Consider the following 26,990-nt stretch of genomic DNA (forward strand, 5'->3'; position numbering starts at 1 on the left):
GGAGCGGCTTTAGCCGCGAAGAGGCCGGTAAGGCTTACATCAATTACTGATTGTTGGTGTAGATCTGGTCAAACACCCCACCATCATTGAAGTGGGTCTTCTGCACGGTGCGCCAGTCACCAAAGGTCTTCTCCACCGACAGGAAGTCCACTTTCGGGAAGCGGTCGGTGTACTTGGCCAGTACCGTTGCATCCCGCGGGCGCAGGTAGTTCTGTGCGGCGATTTCCTGGGCGGCTGGCGACCACAGGTACTTCAGGTATTCCTCGGCCGCGGCCTGGGTGCCTTTCTTCGCCACCACCTTGTCGACCACGCTGACCGGCGGTTCGGCTTCGGCGGAAACGCTCGGGTAGACCACTTCGAACTGGTCGCGGCCAAACTCGCGGGCGATCATCTCGGCTTCGTTCTCGAAGGTCACCAGCACGTCGCCGATCTGGTTGGTCATGAACGTAGTGGTGGCGGCACGGCCACCAGTGTCCAGCACCGGCGCCTGCTTGAACAGCTTGCCGACGAAGTCCTTGGCCTTGTTTTCATCACCGCCTTGCTTGAGCACATAGCCCCAGGCCGACAGGTAGGTGTAGCGGCCGTTACCCGAGGTCTTGGGGTTGGGCACGATCACCTGTACGCCATCCTTGAGCAGATCGGGCCAGTCTTTCAGCGCCTTGGGGTTACCCTTGCGCACGATGAACACAGTGGCCGAGGTGAACGGCGCGCTGTTGTTCGGCAGGCGGCTTACCCAGTTGTCCGGCACCAGCTTGCCGTTGTCGGCCAGGGCGTTGATGTCGGTGGCCATGTTCATGGTGATGACATCGGCCGGCAGGCCATCGATCACCGCTCGCGCCTGTTTGCTCGAACCGCCGAAGGACATCTGCACGTTGACCTTCTCGTTGTGCTCGGCTTCCCAGTGTTTCTGGAAGGCCGGGTTGTAGTCCTTGTAGAAGTCGCGCATCACGTCGTAGGACACGTTCAGCAGGGTGGGGGCAGCCTGGGCGAAATTGCCCAGGGCAAGGCCTGCGGCGAGCAGCGAGGCGGTGAAGAGTTTTTTCACGTTGCTTCCTTGTTATCGAGAAGGTGTTGGCAGTTTGCCTGCGACTATAGCGGGTGGGTTTGTAGGGTTTAAAGAACAAAAAACACTTTGGTTATGCCACTGCCAGTGCCGGCTTCTTCGCGGGTGAACCCGCTCCCACAGGGACCGCACACCACCTGTGGGAGCGGGTTTACCCGTGAAAGGGCCGGTCCGGGCAACATCATTGCTTGGGAAACAGCACATTCCCACATCGGGAACAGAACGCCGCGCCATGCTCATGGTTCTTCTTGCTGCAGGTCGGGCAATCATGCTGCAGCTGCTCCCCGCGCATGGCGTTGGCCAGCTCGGCGGTAAAGATCCCGGTTGGCACGGCAATGATCGAATAACCGGTAATCATCACCAGCGATGACAGCACCTGCCCCAGCGGTGTCTTCGGCACGATGTCGCCAAAGCCCACGGTGGTGAGGGTAACGATGGCCCAGTAGATGCCCTTGGGGATGCTGGTAAAGCCATGCTCAGGCCCCTCGATCACATACATCAAGGTGCCGAACACCGTCACCAGGGTCGATACCGTCACCAGGAATACGATGATCTTCTGCTTGCTGCCGCGCAGTGCCTCCATCAGGTAATGGGCCTGCTTGAGGTACGGGCTGAGCTTGAGCACACGGAAAATCCGCAGCATCCGTATCACGCGGATGATCAGCAGGTACTGGGCGTCGCTGTAGTACAGCGCGATGATCCCCGGCAGGATCGCCAGCAAATCCACCAGGCCATAAAAGCTGAAGGCATAGCGCAGCGGTTTGGGCGAGCAGTACAGGCGGGTGAGGTACTCGGCCAGGAAGATAGCGGTAAAGCCCCACTCGATGCCGGCCAGCAGGCCGGCATAGCCCTGATGCACTTCGTCGATGCTGTCGAGGATGACGGTGACCAGGCTGGCCAGGATGATCAGCAGGAGGATCTTGTCGAAGCGGCGGCCGGCTACGGTGTCGGTCTGGAAGACCATGATGTAGAGGCGTTCGCGCAGGGATTGCGGGGTGGGCATGTGAAGAAGATTCCGGTGGCGTGAAAGTCAAGCCTAGAAGGTCTTTGCCTAGGCTAGCAACGTAACGAAGATCGGAGCCAACCTGGTAGAAATGCCAGTTTCGTTTATCTGCCCTGCGATACAGCATAAGCGTATAGGTGGCGCCGCTTTTGGAGAAGGGAATGAATGATAGGACCGGCTCGGCCCAAAGGACAATCAAGTCATCAGCCTATTCAGTCTATGGCTACTTGGGTAAAGGCATACGTGGTCATCGACTGGGTTACAACGGGCAGTTACTGGATTGCGTAGTGCAGGGGTATCTGCTAGGGAACGGGAATCGAATATACAGCCCGGTTCTGATGCGTTTCTGCAGTCCGGATGTATTGAGCCCTTTCAAGGCCGGAGGGGTCAATGCTTATGCATATTGTGGAGGCGATCCGGTCAATTTCATTGATCCCAAAGGTAGCAACCGATTTGCCAAGAACTGGACGGCTTTCGAACCGGTTTTTAAAAAAATCAACAACACGAAGTTTCGAGTTCAGGGTTTTTCCTATAACCCGGCAGCCCCTGAAGGCAAACGCATCCAGCCGTTTAGGGCAAAGTCGGTGAATGGGATTACTTGGGATCGTCCGGATCCGGATGCAGAGCTCAGTGGACAATTCTATGTAGATAAGGATCGAAGCCTGTTCATCAGTGAGAATTTTGTTCTTGCTGACGATGTTGGTACGAAACCATTGGTACCCACCGAAGAATTAATCAATCAGGGATTCACTCTGCTGGACGTCAATCCCACTCACATAGCACTACGGAAAAATGGCCAAGTGAAACCTGGCTCCAACGTGATTTTCATTAACAGCTCAGGCATGACTGATTACTCGAAACAAGACCTGACCATGCCCGGGCTGGCAGCTGCCATCCGCAAGGGGCGCCCCGGGACACCACCTCTTAGCTAGCAGCCAGCATAATGTTCAGTTGGGGATGCCTTTGCTATTGCGTCGTTCGCCAAACGGTTTGAGGTGGCAGCCCAAGTGCATCAGCCAGCAGGCGGCGACGAAGGGCGCGGTCAGGCCGGGCACCGGTAGCAGCTTGAACAGCGGTTGCAGCAGCAGGGCCAGGGCGATGGCCAGCAGCGTCAGCCACGGCTTTTCACCTTGCCTGCTGAACGCCAGCGCCGCCAGTGCTGCGTTGAAGCCATACAGGCCCAGCCAGGCAGCTTGCGTCTGGTCGGCAAGCAGTGCCACGCCGCCGCCGATGGCCGAACCGATCACTGCCCACATTGCGGCATAGGGGTTGGCGATGAACATGCCGCCGATGATCAGCAAACCGGCCAGGGGCTGGTCGAGCAGGAAGATCTGGCCCACGCCACGCGCCAGGGCATACAGCGGGTCGGCTTCGACGAAGCCGCTGGGCGAGGGGCTGGCGATCAGCAGGGTGGCCCAGCCCAGCAGCACGAAGGGTGCGGTGTAGGCGACCAGCAGTTTGCCGCCGCGCTTGCGCCACTGGTGGGTGATGATGCTGGACAGGCCGCCGGCGGCGATGATCAGTGGCGGCAGGATGGCCGACCAGGGCAGCACGGCGCTGATCAGGATGCCGATCAGCACGCCGTTGTAGCAGTACAGCCCGGCCTGGCGGTCGGCACGGTCGTAGCCGCGTGCCTGGGCGGTGAGCAGGCCGGCCAGGGCGCCGAGCAGGGCGCCGCCGACCAGGTTGGGTGCGGTCAGCAGGATGGCCAGCAGGCAGCACAGGCCGCACAGGGGATTACGCAGCAGCAGCACCTGGCTGAAGCCGTTGAGTAACGCCGTGGCCCAGTCGGGGCACGGGTTGACGAAATTTTTGGTGTACATCGGGGCAGTCAGTGAGGTTGATGGGGCGCGGTGGGCCTCTTTGGGCCTCGGGTTTTCCGCAGTTGGGTGCAACACCACCTACCCTGTGGAAGCGGGCGTGCCCGCGAATGCGTCAGCTCAGGCAACATCGTTGTCCCTGCTGGCCTCTTCGCGGGTACGCCCGCTCCCACAGGCGAGATGCGGTGATTTAGATCAAGGTCTCGATCCGCAGCGTGTTAGTCGAACCTGGCTTGCCGAAAGGCACACCGGCGGTGATCAGCAGGGTGTCGCCGCGGCTGGCCATACCTTGTGCCTGGGCAATCTCCAGCGCGGTGGAAACCACCTCGTCCACCTGGCGCAGGCGGTCGTTGACCACCGAGTGCACGCCCCACGCCACGCTCAGGCGGCGCGCGGTGGCCAGGTTCGGCGTCAGGTTGAGGATCGGTGCCCGTGGCCGCTCGCGTGCCGCGCGCAGGGTCGAGGCGCCCGACTCGCTGTAGTTGACCAGCACCGCCACCGGCAGGATGCCGCTGATACGGCGGATGGCGCAGCTGATGGCGTCCGACACGGTGGCCTCGGCCTTCGGCCGGCCAACGTCGAGCTGGGCCTGGTAGTCCGGGCCGTTCTCCACCTGGCGGATGATCTTGCTCATCATCTGCACGGCTTCCAGCGGGTAGTCACCCGAGGCGGTCTCGGCCGACAGCATCACCGCATCGGCACCTTCGGCCACGGCGTTGGCCACGTCGGTGACTTCGGCGCGGGTCGGCGCCGGCGAGAAGCGCATGGATTCGAGCATCTGCGTGGCCACCACCACCGGTTTGCCCAGCTGGCGGCAAGTGCCGATGATGCGTTTCTGGATCTGCGGCACGCTTTCAGCCGGCACTTCCACGCCCAGGTCGCCACGGGCCACCATGATCGCATCCGCAAGTTCCGCGATGGCTTGCAGTTGCTCCACCGCCGATGGCTTCTCGATCTTGGCCATCAGGTAGGCACGGTCACCGATCAGCTGGCGTGCTTCAACAATGTCTTCAGGGCGCTGCACGAACGACAGGGCCACCCAGTCCACGCCCAGCTCCAGGCCGAAGGCCAGGTCGCGGCGGTCCTTTTCGGTGAGCGGGGAGAGGTCGAGCACCGCTTGCGGTACGTTGACGCCCTTGCGGTCGGACAGCTCGCCACCGTTGAGTACTTCGGTGTCGATCGCGTCGCTGTGCTTGGCGGTGACGCGCAGGCGCAGCTTGCCGTCGTCCAGCAGCAGGTCCATGCCCGGCTCGAGGGCGGCGATGATCTCAGGGTGCGGCAGGTTCACCCGGCGGCTGTCGCCCGGGGTGTTGTCCAGATCCAGGCGCAGGGCCTGGCCGCGTTGCAGCTGCACCTTGCCGTCGGCAAAGCGGCCGACGCGCAGCTTCGGCCCCTGCAGGTCCATGAGGATGCCCAGCGGGTAGTTCAGCTGCTGCTCGACTTCGCGGATCCACTGGTAGCGCAGGGCATGGTCGGCATGCTCGCCGTGGCTGAAGTTGAGGCGGAAGATGTTCACCCCGGCTTCGACCAGTTGGCGGATATCGTCGATGCCTTTGATCGCAGGGCCAAGGGTGGCGAGGATTTTGACTTTTTTATCAGGCGTCATGATTGGGCAGTCTCGAGGATCAGGATGGCGCGGAAGTCGTTGACGTTGGTGCGGGTCGGCTCGGTGACGATCAGCGCATCCAGCGCGGCGAAGTAGCCGTAGCCGTTGTTGTTGTCCAGCTCGTCGCTGGCCGACAGGCCCAGGGCTTCGGCGCGGGCGTAGCTGGCCGGGGTCATGAAGGCGCCGGCGTTTTCTTCCGAGCCATCGATGCCGTCGGTGTCACCGGCCAGGGCGTACACGCCCGGCAGGCCCTTGAGGCTTTCGGTGAGGCTGAGCAGGAACTCGGCGTTGCGCCCGCCACGGCCGTTGCCGCGCACGGTCACGGTGGTTTCGCCGCCAGACAGGATCACGCAGGGCGCTTTCAGCGGCTGGCCGTGCTGGACGATCTGCCGGGCGATACCGGCGTGCACTTTGGCCACTTCGCGCGATTCGCCTTCCAGGTCGCCGAGGATCAGTGGGCTGAACCCGGCCTGGCGGGCTTTGACTGCGGCGGCTTCAAGCGATTGCTGAGGTTTGGCGATCAGCTGGAAGTGGCTGCGGGCCAGTGCCGGGTCGTCGGCCTTGACGGTTTCCGAGGCTGGGTTGTTGAGCCAGTCGATAACGGCCTTGGGCGCTTCGATGTTGTAGCGCTTGAGGATGGCCAGGGCATCGGCCGAGGTGCTCGGGTCGGCCACGGTAGGGCCGGAGGCGATCACCGTGGCGAGGTCGCCCGGCACATCGGAAATGGCATAGGTGTACACCGTGGCCGGCCAGCAGGCCTTGGCCAGGCGGCCGCCCTTGATCGCCGAGAGGTGCTTGCGCACGCAGTTCATCTCGCCGATGGTGGCGCCGGATTTCAGCAGCGCCTTGTTGATCTGCTGCTTGTCGGCCAGGGTCAGGCCTTCGGCGGGCAGGGCCAGCAGCGCCGAGCCACCGCCGGACAGCAGGAAGATGACGCGGTCGTCTTCACTGAGGTTGCTGACCAGTTCCAGCACGCGCTTGGCCACGGCCAGGCCGGCGGCGTCGGGGACCGGGTGGGCGGCTTCGACCACCTCGATCTTCTGGCAGTTGGCGCCATGGCCGTAACGGGTTACGACCAGGCCAGAGACTTCGCCCTGCCAGTTTTTCTCGACCACTTCGGCCATGGCGGCTGCGGCCTTGCCGGCGCCGATGACGATGACCCGGCCGCTGCGGTCGGCGGGCAGGTAGGGTTCGAGGACTTGACGGGGGTGGGCGGCGGCGATGGCTGTGTCGAACAGCTCGCGGAGAATTTTTTGCGGATCGACCGACATGGCAGGCTCCCAATTATTGTTGTTCTGCAGAATCAAAAACGCCCCTGGAACTGCCTCCGTGCAGGCCGAACCAGGGGCGGGTGTTGCTCGGTACCACCTTTGAACCTGTGGTCGCAGGTTCAAAGGTGTTGGCTTCTTCGCGGGTAAACCCGCTCCCACAGGGGCCTCACAGAGGCTGAAGACGGCGTAAAACCTGTGGGAGCGGGTTCACCCGCGAAGAGGCCGGTGAAGGCTAAAAATTACTTACTTGTCGTCGCGGATCGAGAAGTTGGCCATGTGCTCCAGGCCTTTGATCAGCGCCGAGTGGTCCCAGTTGCCGCCACCCAGGGCCTGGCAGGTGTTGAACACTTGCTGGGCATTGGAGGTGTTGGGCAGGTTGATGCCCAGTTCCTTGGCACCTTGCAGGGCCAGGTTCAGGTCCTTCTGGTGCAGGTTGATGCGGAAGCCTGGGTCGAAGGTGCCCTTGATCATGCGCTCGGCGTGCACTTCAAGGATTTTCGACGAGGCGAAGCCGCCCATCAGTGCTTCACGTACCTTGGCCGGGTCGGCGCCGTTCCTGGCGGCGAACAGCAGGGCTTCGGCAACGGCCTGGATGTTCAGGGCAACGATGATCTGGTTGGCCACCTTGGCGGTCTGGCCGTCGCCATTGCCACCGACGCGGGTGATGTTCTTGCCCATGGCTTCGAACAGCGGCAGGGTGCGCTCGAAGGCTTTCGGGCAGCCACCGACCATGATGCTCAGGGTCGCAGCCTTGGCGCCGACTTCGCCGCCGGACACCGGGGCGTCCAGGTAGGCAGCGCCGGTAGCCTTGATTTTCTCGGCGAAGGCTTTGGTAGCGGTAGGGGAGATCGAGCTCATGTCGATCACCACCTTGTTCGGGCCCACGCCTTCGGCCACGCCGTTGTCACCGAACAGGACGCTTTCGACCTGTGGGGTGTCGGGGACCATGACGATGATGAACTCGGCTTCCTGGGCAACTTCTTTCGGGTTGGCCAGGGCCACGGCACCGGCGGCGATCAGGTCGGCCGGGGCAGCGTCGTGGTGAGTGGAAACGAAGATGCTGTGACCTGCTTTCTGCAGGTTCTGAGCCATGGGCTTGCCCATGATGCCGGTGCCGATGAAACCGATTTTAGCCATGAGAGATTACCTCGTTGTATTTGTTGAATCTCGATGGGGCAGGCTGCACGGGCCCCCTGTGGGAGCGGGTTCACCCGCGAAGCAGGCACCGCGGTGGATGGCACCGGCTTCGCCGGTGTTCGCGGGTGAACCCGCTCCCACAGTGTCCTGCGTCTCGCAGAGGGCTGTGCTTAGCCTTCAGATTGCATTGTGCGTCTTCAGCCAGCCCAGGCCCGCTTCGGTGGTGGTCAGCGGCTTGTACTCCGCGCCCACCCAGCCCTGGTAGCCGATGCGGTCCAGGTGCTCGAACAGGAAGCGGTAGTTGATTTCGCCGGTGCCTGGCTCGTTGCGGCCGGGGTTGTCGGCCAGCTGGATGTGATTGATCAGTTTCAGGTTGGCTTCCATGGTGCGAGCCAGGTCACCTTCCATGATCTGCATGTGGTAGATGTCGTACTGCAGGAACAGGTTGTCGCTGCCCACTTCGGCCTGGATTTCCAGGGCCTGTTTGGTGGTGTTCAGGTAGAAACCGGGGATGTCGCGGGTGTTGATCATTTCCATGACCAGGCGGATCCCGGCGGCTTTGAGCTTGTCGGCGGCGTAGCGCAGGTTTTCCACGAAGGTCTTGCGCACGGTGGCGCAGTCCGGGCCTTGTGGGCGAATGCCGGCCAGGGCGTTGACCTGGGTGTTGCCCAGTACCTTGGCGTATTCGATGGCCTTGTCGACCCCGGCGCGGAATTCTTCGACGCGGTCAGGGTGGCAGGTGATACCGCGCTCACCCTTCGACCAATCGCCCGCCGGCAGGTTGAACAGCACTTGGGTCAGGCCGTTGGCGTCCAGCTGCTGCTTGATTTCGGCTGCGCTGAAATCGTACGGGAAGAGGTATTCGACGCCGCTGAAACCCGCATCGGCGGCAGCCTTGAAGCGGGCCAGGAAGTCCTGTTCGGTGAACAGCATGGACAGGTTGGCAGCGAAGCGAGGCATGAGTTGTCTCCTTGCGATGAAGGCCCCCAGGACATGCCTGGGGGCGTCAGGCGATCAGTCCAGCAGCGAGATGGCGGTTGGCGCGTCGTTGCCGACCAGGGCCAGGTCTTCGAACTCGTTGACCGCGTTGATCTCGGTGCCCATGGAAATGTTGGTCACACGTTCGAGAATCACTTCGACCACCACCGGCACGCGGAACTCTTCGGCCATCTTCTGGGCCTTGAGCAGGGCAGGGGCGATCTCGGCCGGCTCGAACACGCGGATGGCCTTGCAGCCCAGGCCTTCGACCACGGCAACGTGGTCGACACCGTAGGTGGCGGCGTCGGTCGAGTTGATGTTCTCGAACGCCAGTTGTACACAGTAATCCATGTCGAAGCCACGTTGCGCCTGGCGGATCAGGCCCAGGTAGGCGTTGTTCACCAGTACGTGCACGTAAGGCAGGTTGAACTGCGCACCCACCGCCAGCTCCTCGATCATGAACTGGAAGTCGTAGTCACCCGACAGCGCGACCACCTTGCGCTTCGGATCGGCTTTCACCACGCCCAGAGCGGCAGGGATGGTCCAGCCCAGCGGGCCGGCCTGGCCGCAGTTGATCCAGTGGCGTGGCTTGTACACGTGCAGGAACTGCGCGCCGGCGATCTGCGACAGGCCGATGGTGCTGACGTAGCAGGTGTCCTTGCCGAATACCTGGTTCATCTCTTCGTACACGCGCTGCGGCTTGACCGGCACGTTGTCGAAGTGGGTCTTGCGCTGCAGGCTGGCCTTGCGCTGCTGGCAGTCTTCCAGCCAGGCCTTGCGGCACTTCAGCTTGCCGGCGGCTTTCCACTCGCGGGCCACTTCGAGGAACACGTCCAGTGCCTTGCCGGCGTCGGAAACGATACCCAGGTCCGGGGTGAACACACGGCCGATCTGGGTCGGTTCGATGTCCACGTGCACGAACTTGCGGCCTTCGGTGTAGACGTCGACCGAGCCGGTGTGGCGGTTGGCCCAGCGGTTGCCGATACCGAACACCAGGTCGGATTTCAGCAGGGTGGCGTTGCCGTAGCGGTGCGAAGTCTGCAGGCCGACCATGCCGACCATCTGTGCGTGGTCGTCCGGGATGGTGCCCCAACCCATCAGGGTCGGGATTACCGGTACGCCGGTCAGTTCGGCGAACTCGACCAGCTTGTCGCTGGCGTCGGCGTTGATGATGCCGCCACCGGCAACCAGCAGTGGGCGCTCGGCGTCATTGAGCAGGGTCAGGGCTTTTTCGGCCTGTACGCGGGTGGCGGACGGCTTGTGCACTGGCAGCGGTTCGTAGGCGTCGATGTCGAACTCGATTTCGGCCATCTGCACGTCGAACGGCAGGTCGATCAGTACCGGGCCTGGGCGGCCGGTGCGCATTTCATGGAAGGCCTTCTGGAAGGCGTAAGGCACCTGGCCTGGCTCCAGAACGGTAGTGGCCCACTTGGTGACCGGCTTGACGATGTTGGTGATGTCGACGGCCTGGAAGTCTTCCTTGTGCAGGCGGGCACGTGGAGCCTGGCCGGTGATGCAGAGAATCGGGATGGAGTCGGCGGAGGCACTGTACAGGCCGGTGACCATGTCGGTGCCGGCTGGGCCGGAGGTGCCGATGCACACGCCGATGTTGCCCGGGTTGGCACGGGTGTAACCCTCAGCCATGTGCGAGGCGCCTTCGACGTGACGAGCGAGGACGTGATCGATGCCACCGACTTTCTTCAGGGCCGAGTACAACGGGTTGATGGCAGCCCCCGGGATGCCGAACGCGGTATCTACACCTTCACGGCGCATGACCAGAACGGCTGCATCGATTGCTCTCATTTTGCTCATGGTTTGTGCCTCATCGATTTTGTAATTGTATACAACTTGCTTTGTGCCAGAGTGTATTCACGGCTGGCCGCTCAGGTCAACGGGTTTTCGTCGGCGGATGTCGCTTTCGTTCGAGCGCCCATGAAAACGGAGGTTTGCGTCATCGCATACGATCGTTTCAAAATATTGTATACAAAAACATCTTTCGTTGTGTTCTATTTGCTCTATCGGTTTTCAACTGCCCTCAGGGCTTCTCACAACAAGAAGAGGACCTTTTCATGAACGCTTTGAACCTGAAAGTCGCGGTCAGCCTGGTGAATGCCGCGCTGGCGGCGGGCCGCAAGATCAACGCCGCGCCACTGACCGTGGCGGTGCTGGATGCCGGTGGCCACTTGCTGGCGCTGCAACGCGAGGATGGCGCCAGCCTGATCCGGCCGGAGGTAGCCACCGGCAAGGCCTGGGGGGCGATTGCCCTGGGCAAGGGCTCGCGCTTGCTGGCGCTGGACGCGCAGCAACGGCCGGCGTTTTTTGCCGCGCTGAACGGGCTGGGCGAGCGGCCGGTGGTGCCGGCACCGGGTGGCGTGCTGGTGCGTGATCAGGATGGCAAGGTGCTGGGTGCGGTGGGGATCAGCGGCGATACGTCGGATATCGACGAGCAGTGCGCGATCAGTGCGATCGAGGAGGTGGGGTTGAAGGCGGATGCGGGTGTAGCAGCCTGAGTCTCTATTGCCTGTTCCGGCCTATTCGCGGGTGAACCCGCTCCCACAGGATCATCACAGGCTTGAAGCTCGTGGTGTCCCTGTGGGAGCGGGTTCACCCGCGAGGAAGCCAGCGCCGGGGCTCAGGCTACCTCGGGCTCACAGCCCTTGAGCACCATGCGGATGATGGTCTCGGCTGCCGCGTCATAATCGCTGTCGGCCAGCTTGGCCTTGCCGGTCACCGCGGAAATCTGCCAGTCGAAATCGGCATAGGTCTGGGTCGCTGCCCAGATGCTGAACATCAGGTGATGCGCGTCCACATGGGCGATCTGCCCGCGGTCGATCCAGCGCTGGATGCACTCGATGTTATGCCGCGCCTGCTCGTTCAGCTGCGCCACCTGGTTCGGCGACAGGTGCGGGGCGCCGTGCATGATCTCGCTGGCGAACACCTTGGACGCATGCGGCAGGTCGCGGGAAATGCGGATCTTCGAGCGAATGTACGCACTCAGCACTTCTTTCGGGTCGCCGTCGGCATTGAACGGGGTCGACGCCTGCATGATCGGTGCGATGATACTTTCCAGGACTTCGCGGTAGAGGTTGTCCTTGGATTTGAAGTAGTAATACACGTTCGGCTTGGGCAGGCCGGCCTTGGCCGCGATATCGCTGGTCTTGGTGGCGGCGAAGCCCTTGTCGGCGAATTCCTCGCTGGCCGCGCGCAGGATCAGTTCCTTGTTGCGCTCGCGAATGGTGCTCATGGTCAGGGATCTTCCTCGTGTCTGGCCACCTCTAAGAGGGATCGGGCATGGTAGCACCGGGCTCGACGGGCGCTCAAGGCAGCGGCTTTGGGCTAGAATCCTGGACACTTATTCTTCTGGATGCAGGCAAACATGGCAGGAAGCAGTCTACTGGTACTGATCGACGACATTGCCACGGTGCTCGATGACGTCTCGGTGATGACCAAGGTGGCGGCGAAAAAGACCGCAGGCGTGCTCGGCGATGACCTGGCGCTGAACGCCCAGCAGGTCACCGGGGTACGTGCCGAACGCGAGATCCCGGTGGTGTGGGCGGTAGCCAAGGGCTCGATGGTGAACAAGGCCATCCTGGTGCCGGCGGCGCTGCTGATCAGTGCGTTCATCCCCTGGGCGGTGACGCCGCTGTTGATGCTGGGCGGTGCCTACCTGTGCTTCGAGGGCTTCGAGAAGCTGGCGCACAAGTTCTTGCATAGCAAGGCCGAGGATGACGCCGAACATGCAGCGCTCAAGGAGGCAGTGGCCGATGCCAATGTCGACCTGGTGGCATTCGAGAAAACCAAGATCAAGGGTGCGGTGCGTACCGACTTCATCCTGTCGGCGGAAATCATCGCCATTACCTTGGGCATTGTCGCTGACTCACCGTTGAGCCAGCAGATCATCGTGCTGTCCGGGATCGCCATTGTCATGACCATCGGCGTATACGGGCTGGTGGGTGGCATCGTCAAGCTCGATGACCTGGGGTTGTGGCTGACCCGGAAGGCGTCGCGCCTGGCCCAGGCGGTCGGTAACGGCATCCTGCGGACCGCGCCATACATGATGAAGAGCCTGTCGGTGATCGGCACGGCGGCCATGTTTCTGGTCGGTGGCGGGATTCTGGTACATGGCATCGAGCCGCTGCATCATGCCATCGAGGCGTTCAGCGAAGGGCGTGGCGGGGCATTGACCGTGGCGCTGCTCAACGGCGGTGTCGGGGTTGTGGCCGGTGCGGTGGTGCTGGCGGTGGTGGCGGTGGTCGGGAAGCTGTGGCGGTTGGTTCGGCCGGCCACCTGAGTTGCATGGCCGGGGCGTTGCCCCGGTTCGCGGGTAAACCCGCTCCCACAGGGGGGCGCATTTCTTGAGGTCGGCGCCAAGCCTGTGGGAGCGGGCAAGTCGATGCGTCGAACCGCCGCGAACACCGGCGAGGCCGGTGCCATCCACCGAGTTGGTTTACTGTTCGGCCACCGCACCTTGCTCCTGCGGCTTCCACGCCAGCAGGCCCTTGCTGAAGTCGTTGGCAGCACTCTGGTAGTAGGCAATTGCCCGGCGTACCAGCGGGTTGTCACTGTCCACTGTCGTTTCCCGGCTGTTGCCCAAGGCATCCTGGTGCACACGCATGCCGCCGCGTGGGCTGAGGATTGCCAGGTCCTTGCCGTCGAACAGCCCCAGGTGCTGGTAGTTGCCGATCAGCACGCGTGGCGGCAGCTGCTCTTCGCGCAGCAGGTCACGGCCGAAGAAGGTCGAGGTGTAGCTCAGGTTGAGCAGGCCGAGCAGGGTTGGTGCCAGGTCGATCTGGCTGGCCAGCTGTGCGTCTTCGCGCGGGGTGATCAGCTTGGGTGCGTAAATCCACAACGGGATCTGGTAATTGCTGACCGGCAGGTCTTCCACGCCGGCGCTGCCAGCGGTGTGGTCGGCGACGAACACGAACAGCGTGTTGTCGAACCATGGCTTGCCCTTGGCTTCCTGCAGGAACTGCGCAATGGCATGGTCGGTGTATTTCACCGCGCCTTCGCGGCCATCGCCCGACGGAATGTCGATGCGGCCGTCCGGGTAGGTGTAGGGACGGTGGTTGGAGGTGGTCATCAGCTGCAGGAAGAACGGCTGCTGCCTGGCATGGTCGGCATCGGCCAGTTTCAGCGTCTGCCGGTACAGGTCTTCGTCGGCCATGCCCCAGGCGTTCTTGAAGCTGATCTCGCTCTCGTCGACGCTGCTCTGGTCGACGATGCGATAACCGTTGCCGCTGAAGAAGGCGTTCATGTTGTCGAAGTAGCCGCGCCCGCCATAGACGAATACGGTGTCATAACCAACAGCCTTCAACTGCTGACCGAGGCTGCCATAGCCGCTTTCACGGCCGATGCGCTTGACGATCGAGCGGCCCGGGGTGGGCGGAATCGACAGGGTAATGGCTTCCAGGCCACGGTCGGTACGGGTCCCGGTGGCGTAGAAGTTGTTGAAGTACAGGCTGTGCTGGCGTAGCACGTCCAGGTTGGGTGTAAGGTTGCGCGGGTCGCCGTTGCTGCCCATGTACTTGGCGCTGAAGCTCTCGATGGTGACCAGGATGATGTTCGGCTTGCGTGGCTCGCCGCTGGCACTGATTTGGCGGCGAATGTCCTCGTGCTCGCTGGCTTTGAACTGCGCGTTGGGCTCGGCCAGTTCCTGGTGCATGTGCGCGCCGACTTCGCTGGCGTCGAGGCTGGCGTAGAACTGGGTGTAGTCGAGTTCGTTGTTACGGAACGCGGCAAAGAACTGGTAGGGGCCGTTGCTCGCCAGTTCGCGCTGGTAGGCATTGCCGCCTTGGCCGCGGGGGAACTGCTGGTCGACCAGCAGCATGCTCGGCCCGCCCAGCACTGCCAGTAGCGCAATACCGCCCAGGCGCTGGCGCAGGTTGGCGCCGGGCGCGGCGAGGGCCTGGGCCAGCGGTTTGCGCAGGATCAGCGCGAGCAGCACGGCAACTACGGCGATGCTGCCCAGCAGGGTAGGCAGCGGGTAGGACTCGCGGATGTTGTCCAGCACTTCCTTGGAATACACCAGGTAGTCGACGGCGATGAAATTGAAGCGTACCCCGAACTCGTCCCAGAACAGCCACTCGGCCACTGCGACGAACAGCATCACGAACAGGCTGACGATCAGCACGCCGCCCATCAGCCGGCGATGCAGGCCCGTGCGCCACAGCGCGGCCGGGCAAAGTGCCAGGTACAGCCCCAAAGGCAGGGCGGCGTAGGTGAGGAAGGTCAGGTCGTACACGGCACCACTGACGAATAACAAGAAGTAGTCGCCATGTACTTCATCCAGGTGGGTGACCAGCAATACCAGGCGGGTCAGCGCGAAGATACCAAACCATAGTGAGCAAACTAACAGAAGATACCGCCAAGGGGCGGAGAGGGAGGTACGCATTAAGTGGGCCTGTTTTCTTTTTTGAGTGCAGAAGACAAGCATCTTAATTGGCGATGTGCAAAAAAATCGTCAAGAAATAGCAGGGGCTGAACGGAATTTAGGACTTATAGTCAGTGCTTTGATTTTTCTACAGGTCGGGAGGTGAAATCATGTTTGGAAAAGTATTGACTTACGATGTCTACCACCTGGCGCTGTACCTGTGCACGGCCTTGGCCTGGGGTGCCGTAGGCCTGTGGTTGCTGTTGCGCGGGACGGGGGCGCCGGCATTGTACAAGTGCTGCGCAATGTTCGGCCTGATATTGGCGATCGGCAGCATCATGCTGGTGCTGGATATCTTGCGCGTGCTTGAAAACTGGCAGGTGGAGTCGGGGCTTTTGCTGTTTGGCGTGCTGTTGCCGTGTGTACTTGCTTTGACTTTCAAGACAAGTCATGGAGGACGTAAGATTAATCTTAATAAGTTGTAGGAGAGTTCTTACAAGGATGGGCGTGACAGCGCGTGGATAACCTCGCGCTGTCACGATTCAGCACATCAGAAGTGCACTTTTACCAGGAAACTCATGGTGTTCTGGTCGGTGGTGAAGGCATCGCTGTCCTTGATGCCGTACTTGTTCTTCCAGTAGTCGTACTCCACACCCACATACAGCTGCTTCTCGCCCAGGTGCAAGGCCTTGCCCAGGTCATACTTGATCTGCGGGTTGAAGTGCAGGTTGGCCTGGTAGGTACCGCGGCGGTTCTCGTCGTTGTCGACCACCCAGTCCATGAAACCGTCGATCAGCACGTCGGACGAACCGACCGGAATGGTGTACGACCACACCGGGGTGATCTGCCACACGTTGTCGCCGGCGCGGCTGCCGTCGGTGGTGCGGTTGTAGAAGTTCAGCTGGAAGTAGTCGAAGCCAGGGATGTCCAGGTCGAAGCCAGGGCCGATCAGGTACGACTCGGTATCACCTTCGCCGAACTCGTAGGTCATCGCCAGCAGCACGTCCTTGACCGGGCCGAACGCCAGCTTCTGGTCGAAGATCTTGCCGAACGACAGGCGCGGGCTGATTTCGCCGTAGTAGGTGTTCGGGCCATTGCCCTCATCTTTCTGGCCCTGGTAGAAGATCTTGTCGACAAAGATGAAGTTATCGCCGTACTTCCAGCCATCGGCGTGCTCGAAGGTGACGGTTTGCTGGATCGACGGGTTGACCTTGAAGTTCTTGCCCCACAGGTAGGTCAGGCTGTTGTTCTGCCATTGCAGCAGGTCGCCGCCGAAGGTGGTGCCACAGGCCAGCAGGCCGCCGGCGAGGATCAGGCTGTTGATGGTACGCATTGCGAGTGTCGCTCCCTTGATTGGTCTATTGTCAGCGTTTGTTTTGGCGCTTTTTTGTCTTTCGAGTCAGCTTTTTTCGATAGGCCACAGCTGTTTGGCAAGGGTTGAGCCAACTTTCCTGGGCTGGCAAAACCTTCCTGCTCGACTTCGTTCTGAACGGATGAAAAGGGTCTTTCAGGCTGGCAACACGTTGGCCAACCGCCCGTATTCATTGACTGAGCGGTCAGTAAACGCAGGCAGAATCCCTCCTGCCCTGATCGAGGGGGCGCGCAGATTACTGGCTTGCGCGCCTTGCCTCAAGTGCTCCGTCCTGGAGCAGAGTGGAACAAACTTGTGCGTTTGGTCAGTTTTTTAGAAGTGCACCTTGATCAGGGCACTGGTGACGCTCTGGTTACTGTCGATGTTGCCTTGGCTGTCGATGCCGTACTTGTCCTTCCAGTAGCTGTATTCGATGCCCACGTACAGCTGCTTGGCGCCAAGGTTCAGGGCTTTGCCCAGGTCGTACTTGACCTGTGGGTTGAACTGCAGGTTGGCGTGGTAGGTGCCACGGCGGGTCTGGTCGTTGTCGACCACCCAGTCCATGTAACCGTCGATCAGAATGTCGGATTTGCCCACCGGGATGGTGTACGAGAAGGCCGGGGTGATCTGCCAGACGTTGTCACCGGGGCGGCTACCTTCGGTGTTACGCAGGTAGAAATTGAGAGTGAAGTAGTTGAAGCCGGGGATATCCAGGTCGAAGCCGGGGCCGATCAGGTAGGCCTCGTTGTCGCCCTCGCCACGCTCGTAGGTCATGGCCAGCAGCACATCCTTGATCGGGCCGAATGCCAGCTTCTGGTCGAAGATCTTGCCGAACGACAGGCGTGGGCTGAACTCGCCGTAGTAGCTGGTCACGCCTTTGCCCGGGTCGGGCTTGCCGTTGTAGAAGACCTTGTCGACGAACATGAAGGTGTCGCCGTACTTCCATTTGTTGGCGTGCTCGAAGGTTACCGTCTGCTGGATGCGTGGGTTGACCTTGAAGTCCTTGCCGTACAGGTAGGTCAGGCTTTCGCCATGCCACTGCAGCCATTCGCCAGCATGGGCGGGGAGGGTGGCCAGCAGGCTGCTGCCCAGCAAGAGGGACGAGGTGATGCGTTTCATGTTGTGGTTCCCGGACTTATTGTTTTTGTTGGATTTATTTGGCGCGCAGGCGCCCCGGACGGCCCATTCCGGCGGGCCGACGGTGAAGCATTTACGGCGAGGTCAAGGCGGGGGCGACAGCGCGCCGCCCCCTTTGCTCAATGCTGGTGACAGACTTCGTTGTGCACCGCGCGGTCGGCGCCACCGAGGATGTTGAACAGTACGTTCAACACCAGGGCACTGACCGTGGCCATGGCGATGCCACTGTGGGTGATGGGTTCCATCCACTGGGGCATCTGGGCGAAGAACTCCGGTCGCACCACGGGGATCAGCCCGAAGCCGACGCTCACCGCAACCAGCAGCTGGTTGCGACGGTCGCCGATGTCCGCCTCCTGGAGAATCTTGATCCCGGTGGCGGTGACCATGCCGAACATGGCGATGGACGCGCCGCCCAGTACCGCAGGCGGGATCGAGGCAATCAGGAAGGCCGCCTTGGGCAGCAGGCTGAGCAGGATCAGCAGCGCACCGGCCACGATGGTGACGTAGCGGCAGCGCACCCCGGTCATCTGCACCAGGCCGATGTTCTGGGCGAAGGAGGAGTGGGTGAAGGTGTTGAAGAAGCCGGCGATGAACGACGCACCGGCATCGCACAGCAGGCCGCGACGCAGCATCCCGGGGGTCACTTCGCGATCGGTCACCTTGCCCAGGGCCAGGAACATGCCGGTGGACTCGACGAAGATGATCACCACCACCAGGCACATGGACAGGATCGGCGCCAGGCTGAAGGTCGGCATGCCGAAGTGCAATGGGGTCACCACTTGCAGCCACGGTGCGTCGTTCAGGCCCGACAGGTCGACCATGCCGATGGAACCGGCCAGGATGTAGCCCAGGCCCATGCCCACCAGCACCGACACGTTGACCCAGAAGCCGCGCATGAAACGGTTGATCAGCAGGATTACCGCCAGCACCAGGCCGGCCACCAGCAGGTAGATCGGCGAGCCGAAGGTGTCTGCCTGGTGGCCGCCACCGGCCCAGTTGACTGCCACCGGGAACAGCGACAGGCCAATCGAGGTGATCACCGTGCCGGTGACCAGTGGCGGGAAGAAGCGTACGACCTTGGACATGAACGGCGCGATCAGCATGCCGAAGAACCCGGCGGCGATGGTCGCGCCGAAGATCCCCTGCAGGCCCACGCCGGGCATGCCGGCCATGGCCACCATGCTGCCGACGGCAGCGAAACTGGCACCCATCATCACCGGCATGCGGATGCCCACCGGGCCGATGCCGAATGACTGGATGATGGTAGCGACGCCGGCGACCAGCAGGTCGGCGTTGATCAGGAAAGCGACTTCTTCACGGGACAACCCGGCGGCCTGGCCGATGATCAACGGCACGGCGATCGCGCCGCCGTACATCAGCAGAACGTGTTGCAGGCCAACCAGGATCAGTTGGAACAGGGGCAAGGGCTCGCGCGGCGGCGCAACTGGGATGTACGCCTTGCGTGACTCGGACATGCAGCACCTCGAGTTTTGTTTTTATTCTCGGATCCAAGCGGCAGCGCCAGGCGGCAGGCTCCCGGTGAAGAGAGCCTGGGGTTCCCGCCTGACGCTGAACGCTCGATGCTTGCTTGTTGCGTGAATCTTCAAGTTCGAGGCCGGGATTGCCGGCCTCTTCGCGGGTGAACCCGCTCCCACAGGGAGCGGTGTTATCCCGACCATTGTGTTTCAGTTGACCGGGGCGCCTTTGGCGATCCAGTCGCCGACGAGCTTGCGCTCTTCGGTGGTCATCTGGGTGATGTTGCCCAGCGGCATGATCTGGCTGGCGACCGCTTGCGCCTGGATGCGCGCGGCCTGGGCCTGGATCTGTTGCGGGGTGTCGAACATCACGCCGGCAGGGGCGGCGCTGAACAGTGGGCTGGTCGGCTTCGACGAGTGGCACACGGTGCAGCGTTCCTGGATGACATTGTGGATCCTGTCGAAGCTCTCGCCGCCAGCCTGGGCCGTGGCCTGGGCAGGGGCTGCAGCCGGCGCGGCAGGCGCTGCGGCAGCCTTGGCGGCGTCCTCGGCGCGTTGCTCGGCAGCGGTCTTGCCACCTACTGCGGTCGCGGGCAGTGGCTGGTACTCGATCTTCGCCGCGGCTTGCTCAGGGCTCACGGCCATCGGTTTCGGACCGGTGACGTAGGCCAGGCAGATCATCGCCAGGGCGCCGACCGGCAGGGTCCAGGCGTACTTGTTGCTGTCGTGGCGGGTGTTGAAGTAGTGGCGGATCAGGACCGCGGCTACAGCGATACCGGCCAGGATCAGCCAGTTGTACTGGCTACCGTAGGTGCTCGGGAAGTGGTTGCTGATCATGATGAACAGCACCGGCAGGGTGAAGTAGTTGTTGTGGCGCGAGCGCAGCAGGCCCTTGGCCGGCAGTACCGGGTCGGGCGTCTGGTTGTTCTCGATAGCCGCCACCAGCTGGCGCTGGGCCGGCATGATGATGCGGAACACGTTACCGACCATGATGGTGCCGATGATCGCGCCGGTGTGCAGGTATGCACCACGGCCGCTGAACACCAGGCTGAAGCCCCAGCATGCGGCGATGATCAGCACGAACAGTACGGCACCGAGCAGCGCTGGCTTCTTGCCCAGGGGCGAGTCGCACAGGAAGTCGTAGATGAACCAGCCGGCGATCAGCGAGCCGATACCGATGGCCACGCCTTCGGCACCGCTAAGGGTGCTGCCAGGGGCCAGCAGGTACAGGGCCGGGTTCCAGTAGAACACCACGCACAGCAGGGCGATACCGGACATCCAGGTGAAGTAGGCTTCCCATTTGAACCAGTGCAGGTTCTCGGGCATTTTCGGGGGGGCGAGCTTGTATTTCTCCAGGTGGTAGATACCACCGCCGTGAATTGCCCAGAGATCACCCGACAACCCATCGCGCGGGTTGCTTCGGTTCAGGTGGTTCTCCAGCCAGACGAAGTAGAACGATGCACCGATCCAGGCTACGCCGGTGATCATGTGAACCCAGCGAATGCTCAGGTTCAGCCATTCGTGAAGGTGTGCTTCCACAGTATGTACCTCTTGCCGGTCACCCGCTCGGGCAATGCCCTTGAATGACCGACCTTTTCTTATTGGTGGGGATTGAGGATCAGCATCTGTTCCTCGGTGAAGTAATGCTCGTCGCAGTTGTTGCCGGAACCACTGCGATCAACCACCAGGAAGTCATCCCGCTTTTCGATCGTCAGCACCGGGTGGTGCCAGACGCCGCGATGGTAATTAACGCCCTGCCTGCCGTTGCTGCGGAAGGCGCGGACCAAGCCTGATACAGGTGCATCGCCAACGGGCGCGACCACGATCAGAAAGGGGTTGCCGAGCAGCGGGATGAAAGCCTGGCTGCCCAGCGGATGGCGTTCCAGCATGCGCACGGTCAGCGGCATGTCCAGCGCGTCGGCGCGGAAGATGCTGATGATCGCCTTGTCTTCAGGCTCGGCGGCTTCGACCGTGGCGAGCTTGTGGAAGCGCATGGTCGAGCCGTTGTTGATCATGAAGTGGTCGCTGCCGTCGGTTTCGATCACGTCTCCGAAGGGGGCGAAGGCTTCTTTGGTCAGGGGCTCGATCATCAGGGTGCGCATGCGGATATCTCTTCTATTGTTCGTGTTCTGAATAAGGTTCGGCGGTCGCTTACAGCTGCAACAGGCGGAACAGGGCGATCAGGTTGATCTGCGCCAGGGCTTCCTTGAATTCGGCATCGGCATCGTTGTGGATGCGTTTTTCGAAGGAGGCGAGGATCTGGTGCCGGTTGCTGCCCTTGACCGCCATGATGAACGGGAACTGGAACTTGGCCTTGTAGGCATCGTTCAGTTCGGTGAAGCGGGCGAACTCTTCGGCGGTGCACTGGTGGATCCCGGCGCCAGCCTGTTCATTGGTGCTCGATTCGGTCAGCTCGCCCTGGATGGCCGCCTTGCCGGCCAGGTCCGGGTGAGCGTTGATCAGCGCCAGCTGGTCGGCGTGGTTGGCGCTGAGCAGGATGTCGCTCATGCGCTGGTGCAGCGCCTCGATCTCGTCCAGCTCGCCCAGCTGGCCCAGGTCATAGGCCCTTTCGGCGACCCACGGCGAGTGCTCGTAGATGTCGGCGAAAGCCTTGACGAAGGCGTCACGGCCCAGGGTGGATGGCTTGAGGGTGTTGAAGGCGGTCATCAGGCATTCTCTTTCTTGTACGGGTGGGTGGCGTGCCAGTGGCGGGCGATGTCCACGCGACGGGCGAACCAGACCTGGTCATGGCTTTTTGCGTAATCGACGAAGCGCTTCAGTGCAGCCAGGCGCGCCGGGCGGCCGACCAGGCGGCAGTGCAGGCCGATGGACAGCATCTTCGGTGCCTCGGCGCCTTCGGCGTACAGCACATCGAAGGCGTCCTTCAGGTACTGGAAGAACTGCTCGCCGCAGTTGAAACCCTGTACCTGGGTGAAGCGCATGTCGTTGGTGTCCAGGGTGTAAGGGATCACCAGGTGCGGCTTGCCGGTAGGGTTGTTCGGCTCCCAGTAGGGCAGGTCGTCGTCATAGGTGTCGCTGTCGTACAGGAAGCCGCCTTCCTCCATCACCAGGCGACGGGTGTTCGGGCCGGTGCGGCCGGTGTACCAGCCCAGCGGGCGCTCGCCGGTGATTTCGGTGAGGATGCGGATGGCTTCGAGCATGTGCTCGCGCTCCTGGGCCTCGTCCATGTACTGGTAGTCGATCCAGCGGTAGCCGTGGCTGCAGATTTCATGGCCGGCCTGGGCCATGGCGCGGATCACGTCGGGGTGGCGCTGGGCGGCCATGGCCACGGCGAAGATGGTCAGCGGCACGCCGCTGTCCTTGAACAGCTTCAGCAGGCGCCACACACCGGCGCGGCTGCCGTATTCGTACAGCGATTCCATGCTCATGTTGCGCACGCCCTGCAGTGGCTGGGCGGCGACCATTTCAGAGAGGAATGCTTCGGATTCCTTGTCTCCGTGCAGGATGTTGCGTTCGCCACCTTCCTCGTAGTTGAGGACGAAAGACAGCGCGATGCGAGCGTTGCCCGGCCATTGCGGGTGAGGAGGGTTGTTGCCGTAACCGATCAGGTCGCGAGGGTAGTCAGCGCTCACTGCAGTCTTCCTTCTTGTGCGTTTGTGCGGGGGTGGGCGGGCCGCGTCGGGATGTCGCACCACCGGATGGGCTGATTGTATACAACTTCTGAAATCTTTTGTAAGCCTGTTTTTCCGCATTTCTTCCCTTTTGTCGCCTTGCAGCGACCTGGAAAAACAGTGCAAGAAACCTGCCTGATTGGTCAGCAAATGACATTGGGGTCGGCCAGGTGCCTGCATTTACGACCGATGGGTCGTTTATGGGCATGAAACCTGGGTCGTGACAGAAGGGATCAAAAAATTGTGTACAATTTTGCGATGGAATGTCTTAATGGGGCATTCCCGCACATCGCAGGCCCTTTGGCGTGATGATGGCCGTGTATTTTTTGCCCACAGATTGAACAAGAGGCGACAAGCAATGGGACGTTTGACCACACACGTACTGGATGCCGCGCATGGCTGCCCGGGCAGCTCGATCAAGGTCGAGCTGTACCGTGTCGAAGGCCAGCAGCTGGAGCTGGTGAACACCGCCCTGACCAACAGCGATGGCCGCGTCGACGCGCCGCTGCTGCAGGGGGACGACTACCGCACGGGTGTTTATCAACTGCAGTTCAGTGCTGGCGACTACTATCGCGCCCGTGGCGTGCAACTGCCGGCCCAGGCGTTTCTGGATGTTGTCGTGCTGCGCTTTGGCATCGACGAGCAGCAGGAGCACTACCACGTGCCGCTGCTGATCTCGCCGTACAGCTATTCGACCTATCGTGGAAGCTAGTTGGTCGCTAGAAGAATCTTCGTAGGTCCTTTGGCCCGCTCTCACACTGGCGGGCTTTTTTTATTGTCGGATTGACGCGGTTTGTCGCGTGAAGTCTTGTGTCAGCATGCTTCCGGTCTTGTAGCTCACATGGTCCAGGACGCCTGCGCCGGCCGCGCCTGCAGCATTGAACAGGGCCCCGGTCAAGGTGCCGGGTTGACGGGTTTTGGCGAAGCCAATGAGCCAGCCTGCAGCGCTGTAACCGTAAAGGGTGGTATTGCTCTGGTCCGACCAGGTCCCGTCTATGTAGTACCGGGCCTGGCGCTCGGTCAGCGAGGCATCACCCCAGGTCGCCAGATTGAAGTTGACGCCGTTTACCGAGTCGTTGAACGGTCGTCTAGCCTGATTGGCGTTTTGCATGAGGGTGGTTCGTTCCAGGGGGAACTCGTGCTGCGGCACTGGCCCTCGCGTCAGTGCATGCTTGCCTGTCGTGTACACATCGCCGACAAACTCTGCGTTCATCTTGCCTGCTGCCGCAGCGCCGCCACCCACTGCAATCTTCAGTGCAGTTTTCACGAGCTGTCGCCATTTCCCGCTTGGGTCCCGCCAGTTGACCGGGTCGTTGCCACAGTAGGCATAGTGGTTTATCCCGCCTCGGTTGAAGGGGGCCTGGGTGTCAGGGCTGTGGAACCTCTGCAGCGTCGGGCTGTACATGCGATGGCCGTTACCCAGCGGGTAAAGACCGCTAATGACGTGTTGAATTTCGCCATTGAAACCCAGCAGGTTGTTGGCGGGCGTAGCGTGACCAAAAGGTGCATAGGCGCGGGCGGACTTTGTCGAATCTCGCATTGGGCCAGCCTCCACTCGTATTCGCTAGCATTTGTATCAAGCCCCTGCGCACCTTGCACCTGACAGAAATATCAGCCTGACGCGGTCAATGTGAGAGCGGCCTTGCGTCGCGAAAGGGCTGCGCAAGGCCGCTCCCACAGGGGGCCGCGCCGGGGAGGACAAAAGGGCGCCGAAGCGCCCTTGTCTGGTGCAGTGAGGGTCAGAGGAACACGAACTTGGCAATGAAGATCGCGCACAGCACCCACAGGCTGGCGGAGATTTCCTTGTACTTGCCGGTACCTGCCTTCAACGCCACATAGCTGATGAAGCCCAGGGCAATACCATCGGCGACCGAGAAGGTCAGCGGCATCATGATTACCGTGACGATCGCCGGAATGCTGTCGGTGGCTTCGTCCCAGTGGATGTGCGCCATGCTGCCCATCATCAGCATTGCCACGTAAATAAGCGCGCCGGCCGTCGCGTAGGCTGGAATCATCCCGGCCAGCGGGGCGAAGAACATCGCGGCGATGAACAGCAGGCCGACCACCACTGCAGTCAGGCCAGTACGACCGCCCGCCGTTACACCCGCAGCACTTTCCACATAGCTGGTCACCGGCGGCACACCCACCACGGCACCGAACACGCTCGAAGCACTGTCCGCCTTCAACGCCCGCGACAGGTTTTCAATCCGCCCGTCCGGCGCCACCAGGTTGGCCCGCTGGGCCACGCCCATCAGGGTGCCAGCGGTGTCGAACATGTGCACGAACAGGAACGCCAGCACCACGCTGATCATGCTGACGTTGAACACGCCGGCTACGTCCATGGCCATCCAGGTCGGTGCCAGGCTCGGCGGCATCGACATCACACCGCCGAATTTCACCAGGCCCAGGCCCCAGCCGGCCAGGGTGACGCCGATGATGCTGATCAGGATGGCGCCGAATACCCGCTTGTAGCTGAGGATGGCGATCAGCAGGAAGCACACGGCCGCCAGCAGCGGCCCCGGCTCATGCAGCGAGCCCAGCTTGATCAGGGTGGCCGGACTGTCGACGATGATGCCTGCCGTCTTCAGGCCGATCAGCCCGAGAAACAATCCGACGCCGGCCCCCATGGCATGGCGCAGGCTGACCGGGATGCTGTTGAGCAACCATTCGCGCACTTTCGACAAGGTCAGGAACATGAACAGCACGCCCGAGACGAATACCGCCCCCAGTGCCGTTTCCCAGTTGTAGCCCATGGTGCCGACCACGGTGTAGGTGAAGAAGGCGTTAAGCCCCATGCCCGGTGCCAGGCCCACCGGCCAGTTGGCGTACAGGCCCATCAACAGGCAGCCCAGCGCGGCGGCGATGCAGGTGGCGACAAAGGCGGCACCGTGGTCGATGCCAGCGTCGGCCATGATGTTGGGGTTGACAAAGATGATGTAGGCCATGGTGATGAAGGTGGTCACCCCGGCGATCATTTCGGTTCTGACGGTGCTGCCGTGTTGCTTGAGTTTGAAAATCCGCTCCAGCCAGCTCGTTTCGAGCGGTGGAGCGAGATCCAGCGTAGGGGCTTCGGATTTGCGGCTTTCCACAGCGGGTACTCCTCAAGTCTTTCTTGTTGTTCTGGAGCCGGGGGCCTGCGCAATGCACTTGGCGGCTCCGCGAGGGAAGGCAGACGTCTGACCTGTTTGTTGACTTGTGGGTCAAGAAGTTGCTCGGTGGATTATGCTTTTGTGTACAAAGAATGCAAATACTGTTTTATCTTTTGTGTGCGCAATGCGTCGTACAACGGCTATATAGGTAAAAGGCCACCTGCAGAAACGGCTCAGCCTGTGTACAATGGCGCCATACTTTCCTTCGTGCCTCGAGAGCCCATGAACGAACAGCTGCAACCTCTGAAGAAACCTGCGCGTACCGGCAAGGCTGGCCGCAGTGGTACCCAGGACGACATCGTCTACGCGCATATTTTCGAGGCGATCCTCGAGCAGCGTCTGGCACCGGGCACCAAGTTGAGCGAGGAAGCGCTGGGCGAGATCTTCGGCGTCAGCCGCACCATCATCCGCCGTGCCTTGTCGCGCCTGGCCCACGAAAGCGTGGTGCTGTTGCGGCCGAACCGCGGCGCGGTGGTCGCCAGCCCGACGGTGGAAGAGGCTCGCCAGGTGTTCTTCTCGCGGCGCATGGTCGAACGGGCCATTACCGAACTGGCCGTGCAGCACGCTACCGTCGAGCAGCTCAACGAGCTGCGGCAGATGGTGCGTGAGGAGCGCGACAGCTTTTCCCGTGGCGACCGCGGTGCGGGCATTCGCCTTTCCGGCGAATTCCACCTCAAGCTGGCCGAGGCCGCAGGTAATGCGCCGCTGGTCAGCTTCCAGCGCAGCCTGGTGTCGCAGACCTCGCTGATCATTGCCCAGTACGAAAGCGGCAACCGCTCGCATTGCTCGTATGACGAGCACATGCAGTTGATCGATGCCATCGAGGCGCGCGATGCCGAGCAGGCGGTGAGCCTGATGATGCACCACATGGACCACATCGACAGCAAGCTGAACCTGGACGAGGAGAGTGCCTCGGACGATCTGCATGCGGTGTTCTCGCATCTGCTGAAAAAGCCCAAGGTTTCTGCCAAGGGTTGATCGTTTGCTGAAGTGAAAGT

At 61.7% G+C, this 26,990-nt stretch carries 25 protein-coding genes; 6 read left to right on the plus strand and 19 right to left on the minus strand.

What is annotated here, in order from left to right; genetic code table 11:
• Positions 1-43 precede the first annotated feature (43 nt).
• On the minus strand, positions 44-1,045 hold the full coding sequence (locus ACIQYU_RS07720) for a sulfate ABC transporter substrate-binding protein (protein WP_046615020.1): 1,002 nt from the start codon (positions 1,043-1,045) through the stop codon (positions 44-46).
• Positions 1,046-1,244: 199 nt separating this feature from the next.
• Positions 1,245-2,066 carry an ion transporter gene (locus tag ACIQYU_RS07725; protein WP_207829957.1) on the minus strand — a complete coding sequence of 274 codons (822 nt, stop codon included), beginning with the start codon at positions 2,064-2,066 and terminating at the stop codon, positions 1,245-1,247.
• Positions 2,067-2,227: 161 nt separating this feature from the next.
• Here ACIQYU_RS07725 and ACIQYU_RS07730 point away from each other — a divergent pair, with 161 nt between their 5' ends.
• Entirely contained in the window at positions 2,228-2,998 is a 771-nt protein-coding gene (locus ACIQYU_RS07730) for an RHS repeat-associated core domain-containing protein (protein ID WP_207829959.1), read from the plus strand.
• 15 nt (positions 2,999-3,013) lie between these two features.
• Here ACIQYU_RS07730 and ACIQYU_RS07735 read toward each other — a convergent pair whose 3' ends face one another.
• From ACIQYU_RS07735 to gcl, 6 genes are all read right to left on the minus strand, one after another.
• Positions 3,014-3,889, minus strand: coding sequence for an urea transporter (locus ACIQYU_RS07735; protein WP_207829962.1), 876 nt, complete (start codon positions 3,887-3,889; stop codon positions 3,014-3,016).
• Between the two features lie 187 nt (positions 3,890-4,076).
• Positions 4,077-5,492 (minus strand): pyruvate kinase, encoded by a 1,416-nt coding sequence (gene pyk / locus ACIQYU_RS07740; RefSeq protein WP_207829964.1) that lies wholly within the window; start codon positions 5,490-5,492, stop codon positions 4,077-4,079.
• Complete coding sequence (locus ACIQYU_RS07745) at positions 5,489-6,763, minus strand: glycerate kinase (protein ID WP_233686986.1); 1,275 nt, start codon at positions 6,761-6,763, stop codon at positions 5,489-5,491. The genes pyk and ACIQYU_RS07745 overlap by 4 nt, the downstream gene beginning before the upstream one ends.
• A 243-nt stretch (positions 6,764-7,006) precedes the next feature.
• On the minus strand, positions 7,007-7,900 hold the full coding sequence (locus tag ACIQYU_RS07750) for a 2-hydroxy-3-oxopropionate reductase (protein WP_207829968.1): 894 nt from the start codon (positions 7,898-7,900) through the stop codon (positions 7,007-7,009).
• Between the two features lie 177 nt (positions 7,901-8,077).
• The gene (gene hyi, locus ACIQYU_RS07755) at positions 8,078-8,860 is read right to left on the minus strand and encodes a hydroxypyruvate isomerase (protein ID WP_085625472.1); all 783 of its coding nucleotides are present in this window, start codon (positions 8,858-8,860) and stop codon (positions 8,078-8,080) included.
• 54 nt (positions 8,861-8,914) lie between these two features.
• Complete coding sequence (gcl, locus tag ACIQYU_RS07760) at positions 8,915-10,690, minus strand: glyoxylate carboligase (RefSeq protein WP_207829970.1); 1,776 nt, start codon at positions 10,688-10,690, stop codon at positions 8,915-8,917.
• A 257-nt stretch (positions 10,691-10,947) separates the two neighbouring features.
• On the opposite strand from gcl, the gene ACIQYU_RS07765 reads away from it, so the two are divergent.
• Entirely contained in the window at positions 10,948-11,388 is a 441-nt protein-coding gene (locus ACIQYU_RS07765) for a heme-binding protein (protein WP_013973539.1), read from the plus strand.
• Between the two features lie 122 nt (positions 11,389-11,510).
• On the opposite strand, the gene ACIQYU_RS07770 is transcribed toward ACIQYU_RS07765, so the two are convergent.
• Complete coding sequence (locus ACIQYU_RS07770) at positions 11,511-12,122, minus strand: TetR/AcrR family transcriptional regulator (RefSeq protein ID WP_013973538.1); 612 nt, start codon at positions 12,120-12,122, stop codon at positions 11,511-11,513.
• Positions 12,123-12,254: 132 nt separating this feature from the next.
• On the opposite strand from ACIQYU_RS07770, the gene ACIQYU_RS07775 reads away from it, so the two are divergent.
• Positions 12,255-13,169, plus strand: a complete 915-nt coding sequence (locus ACIQYU_RS07775) for a DUF808 domain-containing protein (protein WP_207829972.1) — start codon at positions 12,255-12,257, stop codon at positions 13,167-13,169.
• A 156-nt stretch (positions 13,170-13,325) separates the two neighbouring features.
• On the opposite strand, the gene ACIQYU_RS07780 is transcribed toward ACIQYU_RS07775, so the two are convergent.
• Complete coding sequence (locus ACIQYU_RS07780) at positions 13,326-15,269, minus strand: LTA synthase family protein (protein ID WP_233686984.1); 1,944 nt, start codon at positions 15,267-15,269, stop codon at positions 13,326-13,328.
• Between the two features lie 149 nt (positions 15,270-15,418).
• Between ACIQYU_RS07780 and ACIQYU_RS07785 the strand changes: the two genes are divergently transcribed.
• Complete coding sequence (locus ACIQYU_RS07785) at positions 15,419-15,733, plus strand: hypothetical protein (protein ID WP_402798832.1); 315 nt, start codon at positions 15,419-15,421, stop codon at positions 15,731-15,733.
• Between the two features lie 65 nt (positions 15,734-15,798).
• Here ACIQYU_RS07785 and ACIQYU_RS07790 read toward each other — a convergent pair whose 3' ends face one another.
• From ACIQYU_RS07790 to puuE, 7 genes are all read right to left on the minus strand, one after another.
• Complete coding sequence (locus tag ACIQYU_RS07790; RefSeq protein WP_046615028.1) at positions 15,799-16,581, minus strand: outer membrane protein OmpK; 783 nt, start codon at positions 16,579-16,581, stop codon at positions 15,799-15,801.
• Positions 16,582-16,932: 351 nt separating this feature from the next.
• Complete coding sequence (locus ACIQYU_RS07795; protein ID WP_075045891.1) at positions 16,933-17,718, minus strand: outer membrane protein OmpK; 786 nt, start codon at positions 17,716-17,718, stop codon at positions 16,933-16,935.
• Between the two features lie 137 nt (positions 17,719-17,855).
• Entirely contained in the window at positions 17,856-19,211 is a 1,356-nt protein-coding gene (locus tag ACIQYU_RS07800; RefSeq protein WP_207829976.1) for a nucleobase:cation symporter-2 family protein, read from the minus strand.
• Between the two features lie 210 nt (positions 19,212-19,421).
• The gene (locus ACIQYU_RS07805; RefSeq protein ID WP_402798839.1) at positions 19,422-20,750 is read right to left on the minus strand and encodes a urate hydroxylase PuuD; all 1,329 of its coding nucleotides are present in this window, start codon (positions 20,748-20,750) and stop codon (positions 19,422-19,424) included.
• A 59-nt stretch (positions 20,751-20,809) separates the two neighbouring features.
• Positions 20,810-21,313 carry an ureidoglycolate lyase gene (locus ACIQYU_RS07810; protein ID WP_402798842.1) on the minus strand — a complete coding sequence of 168 codons (504 nt, stop codon included), beginning with the start codon at positions 21,311-21,313 and terminating at the stop codon, positions 20,810-20,812.
• Between the two features lie 49 nt (positions 21,314-21,362).
• A complete protein-coding gene (uraD, locus tag ACIQYU_RS07815; RefSeq protein ID WP_207829980.1) occupies positions 21,363-21,878 on the minus strand; it encodes a 2-oxo-4-hydroxy-4-carboxy-5-ureidoimidazoline decarboxylase in 516 nt (171 codons plus the stop codon).
• The gene (gene puuE, locus ACIQYU_RS07820) at positions 21,878-22,804 is read right to left on the minus strand and encodes an allantoinase PuuE (RefSeq protein ID WP_207829982.1); all 927 of its coding nucleotides are present in this window, start codon (positions 22,802-22,804) and stop codon (positions 21,878-21,880) included. Before puuE ends, uraD begins: the two co-directional genes overlap by 1 nt.
• 397 nt (positions 22,805-23,201) lie before the next feature.
• On the opposite strand from puuE, the gene uraH reads away from it, so the two are divergent.
• On the plus strand, positions 23,202-23,555 hold the full coding sequence (gene uraH / locus ACIQYU_RS07825) for a hydroxyisourate hydrolase (protein ID WP_003259496.1): 354 nt from the start codon (positions 23,202-23,204) through the stop codon (positions 23,553-23,555).
• A gap of 60 nt (positions 23,556-23,615) precedes the next feature.
• Here uraH and ACIQYU_RS07830 read toward each other — a convergent pair whose 3' ends face one another.
• Positions 23,616-24,383 carry an RHS repeat-associated core domain-containing protein gene (locus ACIQYU_RS07830; RefSeq protein WP_207829985.1) on the minus strand — a complete coding sequence of 256 codons (768 nt, stop codon included), beginning with the start codon at positions 24,381-24,383 and terminating at the stop codon, positions 23,616-23,618.
• Between the two features lie 199 nt (positions 24,384-24,582).
• Positions 24,583-25,932: an NCS2 family permease gene (locus ACIQYU_RS07835; protein WP_402798848.1), complete on the minus strand. Its 1,350-nt coding sequence runs from the start codon at positions 25,930-25,932 to the stop codon at positions 24,583-24,585.
• Positions 25,933-26,214: 282 nt separating this feature from the next.
• On the opposite strand from ACIQYU_RS07835, the gene ACIQYU_RS07840 reads away from it, so the two are divergent.
• A complete protein-coding gene (locus ACIQYU_RS07840) occupies positions 26,215-26,970 on the plus strand; it encodes a GntR family transcriptional regulator (protein WP_207829990.1) in 756 nt (251 codons plus the stop codon).
• Positions 26,971-26,990: the final 20 nt, after the last annotated feature.

This window comes from Pseudomonas sp. NPDC096925 (assembly GCF_044762545.1).
GTDB lineage: Bacteria > Pseudomonadota > Gammaproteobacteria > Pseudomonadales > Pseudomonadaceae > Aquipseudomonas.